The organism is Nonomuraea fuscirosea, assembly GCF_003001935.1.
Lineage (GTDB): Bacteria > Actinomycetota > Actinomycetes > Streptosporangiales > Streptosporangiaceae > Nonomuraea > Nonomuraea fuscirosea.
Map to the genome: position 1 here is coordinate 174,572 of NZ_PVNG01000017.1, position 12,598 is coordinate 187,169.

Consider the following 12,598-nt stretch of genomic DNA (forward strand, 5'->3'; position numbering starts at 1 on the left):
AGGGCGTCGAGAGTCGGCTTCGACTGGTCACTCTGTGTGATCGACTGAGGTCGCGGGAGGTCGACCGTGGTGCGGTTCGGTGTGTTCAGACCAGCGAGATGGTGTCGCCGTCGACCTTGATCGCCACCTCGGGCAGCGGCTTGGTCGCGGGACCGCCCATGACCTTGCCGTCCAGCCAGAACATGCTGCCGTGACACGGACAGTTGATCATGCCGGAGGAGACGTCGCTCACCGTGCACCCCTGGTGGGTGCAGACGGCGCTGAAGGCCCGGAACTCGCCGGCGGACGGCTGGACGACGACGACCTTCTGGTCCGGGAAGACCTTGCCTCCCTCCTTGGGAATGTCGGTGGTCTTGGCCAGGACGGTACCCGCCCGCGTGGCGGGGGGCGTGCCGGTGCCGCCGGCGGCGGGCGCGGAGGCCCGCGAGCCGGAGGAGCCGATGCCGGCGCTGGTCTGGCCACTGCCGGCGCAGGCGGCCAGGACGGTCATCAGACCGGCGCCCCCCACACCCACGATGGCGGCGCGGCGAGACGAGCCCGCCGCGCTCCGGTCCTCCGGCTGATCATCGGTCATGACCCGGTGCGCCGGGCACCCCTGATCAGACATCGTGCACATACGTTCGCCCTTCGGATGCTTCCCGCGCCGTCGATCGCGGCACACGCCGAAGCCGCGTGCCGTGACGGCAGGGGAATGTCAGATAGTCGTTTCGGCCCTCGCCGGGCAGCGCTCAGAGGGCGGCCTCTGAGCGGGACCTGAAGGAGGTTGCCGGAGTCCCGGTGAGGATGACCATGTACTTTTCCACACGTCCCGGGACTTCCCGGGGGAACTTATCACCTGCTCTCCGTGCGGTCGAACATGGTGAAATCTCGTGGCGGAAAGCCCGCAAATTGATCGAGCGGAAATCGAACTTTCCGCTTGATCAGCGCATCTTGTCTGCGTCAGATCCCTCGGCGGCCCGCACCCGCGGCGCCGGAAAAGGGATGTCACGCGGGGACCAGCAGGAAAGAACATGTGGCACGCAGAACAGACTGCTCTCGCCGAAGGCGTCGAGGCGGAGTTCATGTATCGATATGAGTCGAGCGCTCCGTCGCAGGTGCGCGCCGAACTCGGCATCGCGACGACCCATATCGGCGGAGGCGTCGCCCTGGCGATGCGCAACGACCCGACGGGTTACTGGAACAAGGCGCTCGGGTTCGGCTTCGACGAACCCGTCACCGGGGAGCTCCTTGATCGTGTCCTGGACTTCTACCGGGACGAAGGCAGCAAGATGGCGGTCATCCAGGTCGCCCCCGCCGTTCTGCCGCAGGACTGGGACGACCTCCGCGCCCGGCACGGTTTGCGGCCGGAAGGGAAGATCGTGAAGCTGTGGTGTCCGATCGACTTCTTCACCGCCGGTGTGCGGACCGCCCTGCGCGTCGAACCCGTCGGCTTCGACGACCTCCGGGAATGGGCGTCCGTCGTGCTTCGTGGCTTCGGCATGCCGGAGCAGGGGATGGGCGAGATGATCGCGGCCGCGGCGGCACACCCCGACTTTCGCCCCTTCGCCGCCTGGGACGGTGACCGGATGGTGGCCGGCGCGAACCTGTTCCTGCACGGCAAGGTCGGCTCATTGAACACGGGTGCGACCCTCCCCGGCTACCGCAACCGAGGGGCGCAGTCAGCCCTGCTGGCGGCACGCGCCCAGGAGGCCGTGCAGGCGGGCTGCCGCTGGCTCGTCGCCGAGACGGGCCAACCCGCGGAAGGCGGCTCGAACTCGTCGCTGAACAACATGCTCAGGGCGGGGATGCGGCCGCTCTACACGCGGGAGAACTGGGTCTGGCGATCTGACGGCGCCGATCGCCTGACCCGATCGCCAAGCCGGGCGGAGCAGGGCCGCATCGGCGTCGAGGCGTTCGGCTGAACCGGCTGAGCAGCCGGCTCGTTCACCAGGAAAGGACGTCGTCCGTGCCCCCTGCGCACTCTCCCGACCTTCGCCGCCGCGCGATCGAGCTCGCGCGGCGAGGCGACAGACCGCTCGTTCAGCTCGCCAAAGATCTGGGCATCAGCCGCTCGTGCCTGCATGCGTGGCTGAAACAGGACGACGCCGACGCCAGATCCGGCGCCGGTGACCAACTGTCCACCGCGACCAGGAAGAAGCTCGCCGACCTTCGCCGGCGCACCAGGCGGTTGCAGACGGAGAACGATGTCCTCAAGCGGGCCGTCCATCTCGCCTTACGGAAGTGTTCTCCCAAGGTGCTCTATTCGCTGATCCGCGAGCTCGCCGACGGCCATGTTCCGGTCGCGGTGGCCTGCCGGCTCCTCCATGTGTCGACCTCGGGCTACTACGACTGGCTCGGGCGTCCCGAGCCGGCGCGTGCCCTGCGTAACAAAGAGCTCACCAAGATGATCCGGCAGATACATGCCGATTCCAACGGCTGCTACGGCTCGCCGCGCGTCTACGCCAGGCTGCGGGTCGAGTTGGGGGAAGAGGTCAACCGCAAGCGCGTCGCACGGCTCATGCGCGAAGCCGGGCTGCAGGGTGCGCGGGGCCGAGAGAGGCGCCGGCAGGACGCCGTCCAGGATCGTGCGGACGGTGCCGCACAACACCGCGCTGACACTCCCGATCGGCGCTGACCGGCCGGCCCTGGCCCGGACGCGATACCGGAACCGGCCTGGCGGTCGCCGGGCCGCGTGACGGTCAAGACGCCTACGTCATCGATCTTCGAAGGAGAAACCTTGCCGGCTCGCAGATGGATCGCCGCAGCGGTGTTACCCCTGACGCTGACGTCCTGTTCGGTGCCGGGGAGAGGCGCCGATCCATCCGTGATCGCTCCTCATCTCATCTCGCCACCCGCGCCCCGCCGTGCATCGCCTCCTCCACGGCGGAGCCCGGGCTCCGCCACTCACCGGTCGTGGACGGCCCCCCAGCCGCCGGGGCGACCTGCTCGATCTGGTGTTGTCGATCACGCCGCACCCCGAACAGGTGGCCGCGTCTCGGTGGAGACGTTCATCGGTGACGCGCCGCCCCTTCGCAACGTGCCCGTGACGCCCTGACGCGGTCGACCGGCCGGCGGCCCGCACGACATGTCGACGTCCATACCGCCGTCGTCCACCAGCGGGATCAGCCGACCCAGCGTCCGTTGAGGAAGAGGCTGGCGTGGAGCAGCATGAGCGGCCCGAGGTTCAAGGCGTACAAGGCCATCACCCACGGTCGCCTGGTCGCGACCCTGGCCACCAGCAGCCACAGCGGGAAGCAGAGCAGCAGAGAACGCGGGACCGACAGGTAGTACGAGGAGACGAGGAGAGCCGTGGCCTGCGCCCCCGCGTACACGGCCTCGCTCCACCTGCGTAGCACGAGCAGCAGGACCGTCACGCACACCGACACCACCGCGCCGACGATCTCCATCCTGAACCCCACGGAGAAGTCGCCGTGCCCCATGGCCTCGCGCCAGGACGTCGCCCACGCCTCCCACGGCCAGGTGAAGCGGCGTCCCCAACCGGCCTCCTGCGCGTGCATCCAGGCCAGCCAGTCACTCAGCCTGCTGTACTGGTAGGCCGAGTACGCCCCTAGCGGCACCAGCGGCAGCACCAGCCACCCCGTCTTCCGCAGCGGTTCCTTGCGCACACAGAACTCCACGACGAGGGCCGCTGCCAGGAACAACCCGGTGATGCGCACGCATGAGGCTCCCGCGGCCAGCATCGCCGCCTGTGGCCAGCGGCCATGCCTGGCGGCCAGCCAGGCGGGGATCGCGAAGGCGAGAAAGAGCGACTCGCTGTAGCCCGCCGTCAGGAACACCGCCGTCGGGAAGAGCAGCAGCGCCACCACCGCCATCCATCCCGAGGCGCCTTCGGCCTCGGCCAGCCGGGCCAGTGCCACCACCGCCACCGCCCCGGCCACCAGCGAGATCAGCATCCCGGCTGCCGTCCAGTCGGGAACCACGAGGTGGACCAGCCGCATCAGGAGCGGCAGCCCGGGGAAGAACGCGGGCAGCCCGGGATCGTGCGGCTTGGCGGGATCACCGTCGTAACCGTGCTCGGCGATCGTGGCGAACAACACGACGTCCCACTGGCGCCACCTGCCGAGATAGTCGGCGAGTGCCACCCCGAGCAGCGTGGTCACCATGATCCCCGCGTGCAGGCCGAACCAGATCAGCAGCGCGTCCAGCCGTCCGGAACGAGTGATCATGAAAGTGCGGAGGTCGGTGTGCGCCGGCCGCGAGCACCCTCTAAGGCTCGACCACCGTGTTGTGGCGCGCTGCACGTGTTGTTCCGCTGTTCATATCTGTGCACTGCCATCCTTCTTTTCTGGCGGTCGCAAGGGGAGATCCATCCGCGAAGAAAGCGGTCATGGCGACAATGGGCGCGTTGCAGCCGAACGCATCTGCCGCCGCGCTGTTCGGGACCGGAGAATTCGGCGCTGTCCGGCAGTCGCCCAGGAAAGCCGACTCTTTCTGCTGCCCGCTTGGTCGCTAGGGCCGATGCGTGTCGCCGCCGACAGCAGGAATGGCCATCGCGCTATTTCCGCGAGTTGATCACATGACGTGTGTGACAGCTGTCACAAGCTTGGGCGAGGTCGTTTTCGTATTCGCGCTCAGTGTGAATGCTCTCTATATCGTACAGCTTCCCAAGTCTCGAATTAAATTGTTCCCCCATTCTTCGGACACCTGGCGTGAGGTCATTCAACCGGCCGAACGACATCATGAATGTCGCGCCGCATGGAAAAACGCGGAAGGTGAACGATCGCGACGGCTCCGTTCGCATCAGAAGCGTCCGCCTGCTCAAGACGGCGCGGTACGCGGCCGGATGCACAAGAGCGGCCGCCGGCAGGCCGGCCACAGCCGGCGAGGCGGACCGGACGCCGACACAGCAGCGGCCGGGCAGGTGCCAACGCACCTGCCCGGCATGATCCATGACGCCGCAGCCGGCCTGCGGTCCGCGCGGCTGTCCTGGTGCGGCGGCCGGTTCACCGCGAGTGTCAGTCGAAGACGACGACCTGGCGGCCGATCACATCGCCGCGTGCCAGCGCCTCCAGCCGGTCGTTGATGTCGTCCAACCGCACCGGCGTGACCGTATGCGTGATCTGCCCCTGCCCGGCCAGGGCCAGGACCTCGGTGAGGTCGTTGTAGTTACCCCAGAACGATCCCGTGAACGTGCGCTCGCCGGACACGAACGGGAACAACGGCAGCTCCACGCGCTGCCCCATCAGCCCCACCGACACCAAGGTCGCCTCGTACGCCAACAGCGAGGCATTGAGCGCCAGTGACTCCGGAGCCCCCGAACAGTCCAGAACCCCATCGGCCTCCTCCCGGCCGGTCAGCTCCCGCAGCTCGGCCCGGACCTGATCATTGGTCTTACCCCGGGTGTTGATCGTGTGATCGGCGCCGTTCTCCCGCGCCACCGCGAGTTTGTCCTCGCTGCGGGCGAAGGCCACCACCGTCGCACCGCCCCCGAGCAACCGCGCGTACTGCACGCCGTAACTACCCAGCCCGCCGATCCCGCTGACGATCACCGTCCGCCCCGCCCCCAGCCGGCCGGTGGCCTGAAGCTTCTTCATCCCCCGGTACGGGGTCACCCCAGCGTCCACCAGCGGCGCCAGATACCGCGGCTCCAGATCGACGCCGGCGCCGATACCGATCACGTGCCGGCTGGGCACCGCGACGTACTCCGCGAACCCTCCGGGCGGACCGAACCCGATCCACCCCCCGCTGCCCGTGCACAGCTGCTCGTTGCCCTCGTGACATTGACGGCAGGTCCCATCTCCCCATGCCGGGTCCACCACCACCATGTCGCCCTCTGCCAGGCCCGCCGACGCCGGCACACCTGGACCCACCTGCGCGATGTGGCCCGCGACCTCATGGCCGGGGATGTAGGGGAAGGCCAGTTTCACCGGGAAGTAGCCGTCCAGCAGCTGGTAGTCGCTGCGGCACATGCCGGTCGCCGCGACCTTGACGAGCACCTCGCCCGGCCCCGGCTCAGGAATCGGAACCTCATCGATCTGCAACGGCTGCTTGTACCCGTGCATTCGAGCCGCGCGCATCCTCATGACGCCTCCTCGTCCTTCGTTCGTCGCTGTCGTCGAGTGACGCTAACCGCGGCAAGTGGAAGGCTTGTTGATGCTGACTGAACCGTTTCGCGGCCGATTCGGCAGCGTCGAACCTTGCGGTCACCGTTTCCCGGGCAAAGGCCAGAAGTTTCACCGCGAAATCGTTGGTGCGATGGCGTCCTCAACAGCTTGGTCGCCGGGACGCCCGGTCGCGATGGGCGGCGGGTTTCCTTCGTTCACTGGTCGTCAAGTACGGACCCCTTACAGTGCGGACATCAGCGAGGTGGCCGCCCGGCCGACGCCTGAGGCCGCGGGGACCGGGTAGGCGCCGACGTGCAGGCACGAAACGAGCGGCGAGACCGGTGGCGTCGACGGGGTCGGAGCGTCAGGTGAGCCGCCGACGCCCGGTGCGAGACGTGCCGGGGCGATGGCCCGTCGCACGTCCTTTCGGGCCGGCGAGCGAAAAGGAGACCATGTCATGGCGATCGCCACAGTCAACCCGGCGACGGGTGAGACGGTCAGGACATTCGAGGAGCTCGGCGAGGCCGAGCTGGAGCAGAAGATCGCTCTCGCGGACGAACGATGGAGGACGTACCGCACCACCGGCTTCGAGGAGCGGGCCGCGTGCATGTACGCCGCCGCCGACCTGTTCGAGAAGGAAGCGGACCTGGCGGCGGAGCTGATGAGTACCGAAATGGGCAAGACGCTGGCCGCGGCCAGGAACGAGGCGCTCAAGTGCGCTCATGGCATGCGCTACTACGCCGAGCACGCGGCCGGATTCCTCGCCGATGAGCCACTGGCCGACCCGTCGCGGGTCGGTGCGACGCGTGCCCTGGGCCGGTACCAGCCGCTCGGCCCGGTGCTGGCGGTGATGCCGTGGAACTTCCCGATGTGGCAGGTGATGCGCTTCGCCGCCCCGGCGCTGATGGCGGGTAACGTCGGGCTGCTCAAGCACGCCTCCAACGTCCCGCAGTGCGCGCTGTACCTGGAGAGCGTCTTCCTCCGGGCCGGCTTCCCCGAAGGCTGCTTCCAGACGTTGCTCGTCTCCTCGCGGAGGGTCGAGTCGATCCTGCGTGATCCGCGCGTGGTCGCCGCGACGCTGACGGGAAGCGAGCCCGCCGGCCGTTCCGTCGCCGCGATCTGCGGCGACGAGGTCAAACACACGGTGCTGGAGCTGGGTGGCAGCGATCCGTTCGTCGTGATGCCTTCGGCGGACCTGGAGCGCGCCGCGGCGACGGCGGTGGACGCGCGAGTGCAGAACAACGGGCAGTCGTGCATCGCGGCCAAGCGCTTCATCGTGCACACCGACGTCTACGACGCCTTCACCGAGAAGTTCGTCTCCCGCATGCGCGACCTCCGGGTCGGGGATCCGTTCGAGGCGTCCACCGACGTCGGGCCGGTGGCCACCGAACAGGGCCGGGCCGACATCGAGGAACTGGTGGCCGACGCCGTCGCCGCCGGGGCGAGCGTGCTGTGCGGCGGACGGCGTCTCGACGGCCCCGGCTGGTTCTACCCGCCGACGGTCATCGCCGACATCACCCCCGGCATGCGGATCTACCTGGAGGAGGTCTTCGGCCCCGTCGCCTCGCTGTACCGGGCGGCCGACATCGACCATGCCCTGGAGATGGCCAACGCCACCGATTTCGGACTGGGCTCCAATGCCTGGACCAATGACGAAGCCGAGCAGGAACGGTTCATCGCCGACCTGGAGGCCGGCCAGGTCTTCATCAACGGCAAGACGGTCTCCTACCCCGAGCTGCCGTTCGGCGGGATCAAGCGCTCCGGTTACGGCCGCGAGCTCGCCGCCCATGGCATCAGGGAGTTCTGCAACCTCAAGACCGTCTGGATCGGCGACGAAGGAGCCTCGTCATGAACGCCCGAGCCCGTGGCGGGTGCGGATCCGTATGCGCGGTTGCCGCGTGTGGCTGTGTTCGGGGTGGGGCGGAGGGCGGCACCTGAGGTCCATGACGGCGCCTGACGGGAAGCCGGAGGCGCTGGACGAGGACGCCCGGCGGCCGGCGCGGTGAGCGCAGCACGGGTGGCTAGCCGGGGGACGGCGGCCTTCTCTCTGCCCGATTCCGGTTGTTAACCTGGGCATATACGCCTGGAGCGCGAACGGGGGTGGGTGCTGATGACCAGTGCCCGGGAGCTCAAAGACAAGGTCGTGGACGCCTTCAATCAGCACGATGTGCCAGGCATAGTGCGCTGTTTCGCCCCGCAGGCCGTTTTCGTCTCACCCACGGGGCTGGCCGAGGGCAGAGAGCAGATCAGCTGGTACTACGAGCATCTGTTCGAAGGATTCCCCGACATCAAGTTCACCGCCTGGAACAAGCCGTTGCTCGACGATCCCGCGGTCACCGAGTACATGTACAGCGGCACGCACCAGGGGCCCTTCCTGCTCGCCGACGGCAGCGTGCTGCAGGCCACGGGCCGGCACATCGCGGTGCGCGGCGTGGCGGTGTGCAGCATCGAGAACGGCCTCATCACCACCGACCGTGACTACTACGACCAGCTGGAGTTGTACGCCCAGCTCGGCATACCGTTCAGGACGAAGATTCCGGCCTAGTGCCGTGCCCTCTCCGGGCGGGGCAGGACGGCCGTGACCCGCGCCGTGGCCGTCACCGGCGGCCGTGGCAGCATCGGCAGACGGCGTCCTCGTCGCGGTGCGGGTGGAACAGCCGGATCTCCCGCACGCGGTTCGCCTGGAGGAAGTTCACCCAGATGACGGCCGGCGGGCAGTGGAACGGATCGTCGGGTGGGCTGATGAGACTGTTCTCCCAGATGACGACATCGCGGCCGACCACCACATTGGCGGAGTTCTGTCGTACGCCGGCCTCGAGGTCGCGGTTCATCGCCCCGAGCAACCAGTCGATGCCCTGAACTCGCTTGCCCTTCATCGTGGTGACCTCCACCTCAGGTGAGCAGAGGTCTTTCAGCGCCTGTGCGAACGAGCCGTGCCGGGCGGCCCGCAGCGTTTCCTCCGCCTGCCTGCGGCGTACCTTCTCCTGCGCGGCCACGTCGTCATGAGCCATGTCCGCCGTTGCCAGCAGCGCTTGCGACAGCTTGGTCCGCGCCTGGTTCAGCCGGCTGCGCACGGTGCCGACCGGCACATCGCACAACTGCGCGATGTGCTCGTAGGCGGTGACGTCGGTGAAGTAACGCAGCATCGTCACCAGGCGCAGACGGGGCGAAAGCTCGTCGACGGCGTGCCAGACCCAGTCCCGCAGGGCATGACCGTGCAGCAGTTCCTCCGGATCGGGCTCCCCCCGAGGAAAAGTCAGTGTCTCGACATCTTCGACCGGTATCGGTGTCGCGGCGCGAAGCTGCATCCGGCAGGCGTTGCGGACGATCGCCCGCAACCACGGTGCCACGGCGGCAGGATCACGCAGATCTCCGATACGGCGCATCGCGATCATGACGGCGTCCTGGAGAGCGTCCTCGGCATCGGGACCGCATCCGAGGATGCTCAACGCCACCGCTCGCATGTCCGCCTGATGCCGGACCAGCAACAAGCCGAGTGCATGGACGTCACCGGCCTGAGCCTCGTGGACGAGGTCGACGTCCGTGACGGTCTCGCGCAGGCCACTCAACAAGCTTCCTTCCAGAGAGCGGAGAAGTACTCATTCGCGGCCGGCTGACGAGCTCGGCCACAGGGATCCATCTGTGCGCGGCCGGCATGAGTGATGCTCGGCATCCACGTGGCGCGAGGCCGCTTCCGGGCGCTATCTCCCGATCGAGGACCGCGTGCTCACTGCCCAGTTGACGCGCTCGTACAGGGGAACGAACCCCGCCCTCTTCATGTTGTGCAGGGACGAGTTGTGCGTACCCGGTGCCTCGGCCCCGGTCTCGGTGAAGATCACCCGGCAGCCGGCCGCGATGGCGTCGGAGATGCGCATCCTCAGCATCGCGCTCTGGGCGCCGCGCCCTCGATAGGGCGGCAGCGTGGCGGCACCCAGGAGTTGCGCCGTCTCTCCGCCGATGTACATTCCGGCCGCCGCGACCACCTCTCCGCCGAACCGGACCACGTAGGCGCGGACGTCGGGCCGCGCGGCGAAGGCGGCCGTCATCGCTACCAGCGGCTTCTCGGCCATGTCGAACCCGCGCATCAACATCGTGGCCCACTCCTCCGCACTGCGCGCGTCCACGCGCTCGACCGGCGGACCGGCGGACGCGGCCGGCACGCTGAGCGACAGGTCCCGAGCGAGTTTCACCGAGGACGGTCCCCGATACAGGCCGTGGTCGGCGCAGATCTTCTCCCAGCCGGGAGGCAGCACCGAGGGCGCGAGTTGCAGCACGGCCGAGGAGTCGTCGCGCGCCCGGTAGAAGTCGCAGACCTCGCCGATCAGATCGGCTGTGACCGGCCCGGTGAACCCGAAGCCCAGCGCCTTGCTCCAATAGCGCGCCGGATCTTCTCGCATCGACAGGAGGACTCCGCCCGCGAGCCTGGCGCACTCGATGCCCAGGGTGTCGCGCACCTCGGCCGGCGCGTTCGACTCGAACTGATACAAGGCCTCGGCCTCGGACCATTCGGCCCAGGACGGCTCTGGGCGCAAGAAGGTGACCATGAACTCTCCATGACAAGGCTGGACCACGGCTGCACAGCAGCTCGGCCCGAATAATGAGGGGAAACGCAGCGGTGTCACGTCGGAATGACGGAAGCCGCGGGTCGGCACAGTCCGCGTCGCTATTGATGCGGGCCGGCGGATGCATTCTTTCCCGTTGCCGTCCCGAAAGGCAAATCGCCGCCCTGCCGTGAATGGCGCGAGTAAACGATCAGGGCCGCCGTTACGGCTTATCGCGGCACGCCGAGCAGTAAGGGCAGGTGAGTTGCCGATCGCCGGTAAACCGTCTCAACAGCGGATTCGGTTCGTCGGACCGGCGTCGTGACGTTTATCACACGGGAGTCGTACGAGTATTTTTACGCAGAAGTCGCTGATCACCATCGGCCAATGAAGGGGAGCGCATTTCCCTGCTGAGTCGCCATTCACCCGGGCCTTCCAGGACGCCGTTCACGGCGCTCACCGTCGGCGTGCCCGCGGCTCCGGCGGGCGGTCCGGCACACCACGAACCGGCTTCCGCTGGTACGCGGGAGCCGGCTCGCATCAGGTGACGGCACGAGTCAGACGCCGACCGCCATGACCTCCAGCTGGATGTTGTCGATGTCCCGGAAGACGACGACCGAGTACACGAAGGGCTCCTTGACGCTCTGGATGCCGGAGTGCGCGATGCCGAGGCTGTCGAGCCAGTCCGACCACGCGACCAGCCCCGCACGCCCCTCCACGTGCAGGGAGACGTGGTCGAGGCCGGTGCGGACCTCGTCGAACTCCTCGCCCTTGTTGCCGGCGTTGTGATGCAGTCCGATGGCCAGGCCGGTGCGCGGCTCGATGACGAGCTCGGCGTACCCGGTCCATTCGCGGCCGTAGTGCGGGAGCGTTCCGTCCACGAGCTCGGCCTGGAAGACCCTCTGGTACCAGGTCACGCTGGCCTGCAGGTCCCGGACGGTGAAGGCGACATGGTGCAGGCCGCTGAAAGAGGGTGCGATCGCGTCGCTCACTGGGGTTCCTCGTCCATGAGTGGGTGTGGATGATGGTGTGCCGCCGGCCGTGGCCGGACAGTGCGCATCGGCGCTAGGCCGCCCCGTCGCCGGCCAGCGCGACCAGCTCGGTCGCGGCTGGGCCGGAGGAGGCCGGGTTCTGCCCGGTGATCAGCAGTCCGTCGGTCACCACGTACGGCTCGAAGTCGCCCGCTTTGGAGAAGTCCGCGCCCTTGGCGATCAGCTCGTCCTCCACCAGGAAGGGCACCACCTTCGTCAGGCCCATGAACTCCTCCTCGCTGTCGGTGAAGCCGGTCACCCGCCGGCCGGCCACCAGCGCGCTGCCGTCCGGATTCCTCGCGTGACGCAACACTCCGGGCGCGTGGCACACCAGCGCCAGCGGCTTGCCCGACGCCGCGATCCGCTCGATCAGCCTGATCGACGCCGCGTCCTCGGCGAGATCCCACAGCGGACCATGCCCGCCGGGGTAGAACACCGTGTCGAAATCATCGGCCGACACGGTGTCCAGCCGCACTGTCGCCGCCAGCTGCGCCTCGGCCTGAGCATCGGCCTCGAACCGCCGCGTCTGGTCGGTCTTGAACCGTTCCTCGTTGCTCTTGGGATCGAGTGGCGCCTGCCCGCCCTTCGGCGAGGCCAGCGTGATCTCCCACCCGGCGTCCTTGAACCGGTAGTACGGCGCGGCCAGTTCCTCCAGCCAGAACCCGGTTCTCCGTCCCGTATCCCCCAGTTGGTCGTGCGAGGTCAGCACGATCAGAACCTTCACGATCTCGCTCCTCATCTCGTTCGCGGACACTCTCGTTCGCCGACGTCGCGCGCTTGTCCGAAATGTACGGGGGGCACTCTTGACGAATACTGAAAGCACTGTTGACGGCGAATGGATACGGAGTGGAGGTGTCACTCCACGGCGTCTGATGCCTGGAGGCGACACGATCGACGGCCGGTCAGGCGTTTACCGAGTTCTGCCGGAAACCTGCCGGTGTGGCGGGCGAAAGGAGGGGCCGCGTGCGCAGGCGGCGCCGCC

General features: G+C 68.0%; 11 protein-coding genes. 4 read left to right on the forward strand and 7 right to left on the reverse strand.

Translation table 11 applies throughout. The annotated features are described in order from the left end of the window. Positions 1 to 85: 85 nt before the first annotated feature. Positions 86 to 607: a QcrA and Rieske domain-containing protein gene (locus B0I32_RS35090; protein ID WP_245956208.1), complete on the reverse strand. Its 522-nt coding sequence runs from the start codon at positions 605 to 607 to the stop codon at positions 86 to 88. Positions 608 to 1,010: 403 nt separating this feature from the next. Here B0I32_RS35090 and B0I32_RS35095 point away from each other — a divergent pair, with 403 nt between their 5' ends. Together B0I32_RS35095 and B0I32_RS35100 are read left to right on the forward strand one after the other, a co-directional pair. Then, a complete protein-coding gene (locus B0I32_RS35095) occupies positions 1,011 to 1,901 on the forward strand; it encodes a GNAT family N-acetyltransferase (protein ID WP_146178422.1) in 891 nt (296 codons plus the stop codon). A gap of 44 nt (positions 1,902 to 1,945) precedes the next feature. Beyond that, positions 1,946 to 2,614, forward strand: a complete 669-nt coding sequence (locus B0I32_RS35100) for an IS3 family transposase (protein ID WP_106247131.1) — start codon at positions 1,946 to 1,948, stop codon at positions 2,612 to 2,614. Between the two features lie 487 nt (positions 2,615 to 3,101). On the opposite strand, the gene B0I32_RS35105 is transcribed toward B0I32_RS35100, so the two are convergent. Both B0I32_RS35105 and B0I32_RS35110 read right to left on the reverse strand, forming a co-directional pair. Next, positions 3,102 to 4,166: a mannosyltransferase family protein gene (locus B0I32_RS35105; protein WP_106247132.1), complete on the reverse strand. Its 1,065-nt coding sequence runs from the start codon at positions 4,164 to 4,166 to the stop codon at positions 3,102 to 3,104. A 789-nt stretch (positions 4,167 to 4,955) separates the two neighbouring features. Next, complete coding sequence (locus B0I32_RS35110) at positions 4,956 to 6,023, reverse strand: NAD(P)-dependent alcohol dehydrogenase (protein WP_106247134.1); 1,068 nt, start codon at positions 6,021 to 6,023, stop codon at positions 4,956 to 4,958. Positions 6,024 to 6,501: 478 nt separating this feature from the next. On the opposite strand from B0I32_RS35110, the gene B0I32_RS35115 reads away from it, so the two are divergent. Further along, positions 6,502 to 7,896 carry an NADP-dependent succinic semialdehyde dehydrogenase gene (locus B0I32_RS35115; protein WP_106247135.1) on the forward strand — a complete coding sequence of 465 codons (1,395 nt, stop codon included), beginning with the start codon at positions 6,502 to 6,504 and terminating at the stop codon, positions 7,894 to 7,896. 258 nt (positions 7,897 to 8,154) lie between these two features. Further along, the gene (locus B0I32_RS35120; RefSeq protein ID WP_106247277.1) at positions 8,155 to 8,589 is read left to right on the forward strand and encodes an ester cyclase; all 435 of its coding nucleotides are present in this window, start codon (positions 8,155 to 8,157) and stop codon (positions 8,587 to 8,589) included. Between the two features lie 52 nt (positions 8,590 to 8,641). On the opposite strand, the gene B0I32_RS35125 is transcribed toward B0I32_RS35120, so the two are convergent. The 4 genes from B0I32_RS35125 to B0I32_RS35140 all read right to left on the reverse strand — a co-directional run bounded on the left by B0I32_RS35125 (position 8,642) and on the right by B0I32_RS35140 (position 12,340). After that, positions 8,642 to 9,613 carry an RNA polymerase sigma factor gene (locus B0I32_RS35125; protein ID WP_219912158.1) on the reverse strand — a complete coding sequence of 324 codons (972 nt, stop codon included), beginning with the start codon at positions 9,611 to 9,613 and terminating at the stop codon, positions 8,642 to 8,644. A 132-nt stretch (positions 9,614 to 9,745) separates the two neighbouring features. After that, on the reverse strand, positions 9,746 to 10,588 hold the full coding sequence (locus B0I32_RS35130; protein WP_106247137.1) for a GNAT family N-acetyltransferase: 843 nt from the start codon (positions 10,586 to 10,588) through the stop codon (positions 9,746 to 9,748). A gap of 554 nt (positions 10,589 to 11,142) precedes the next feature. Next, a complete protein-coding gene (locus tag B0I32_RS35135; RefSeq protein WP_106247138.1) occupies positions 11,143 to 11,577 on the reverse strand; it encodes a VOC family protein in 435 nt (144 codons plus the stop codon). A gap of 73 nt (positions 11,578 to 11,650) precedes the next feature. Further along, positions 11,651 to 12,340 (reverse strand): type 1 glutamine amidotransferase domain-containing protein, encoded by a 690-nt coding sequence (locus B0I32_RS35140; RefSeq protein WP_106247281.1) that lies wholly within the window; start codon positions 12,338 to 12,340, stop codon positions 11,651 to 11,653. Between the last annotated feature and the right edge of the window lie 258 nt (positions 12,341 to 12,598).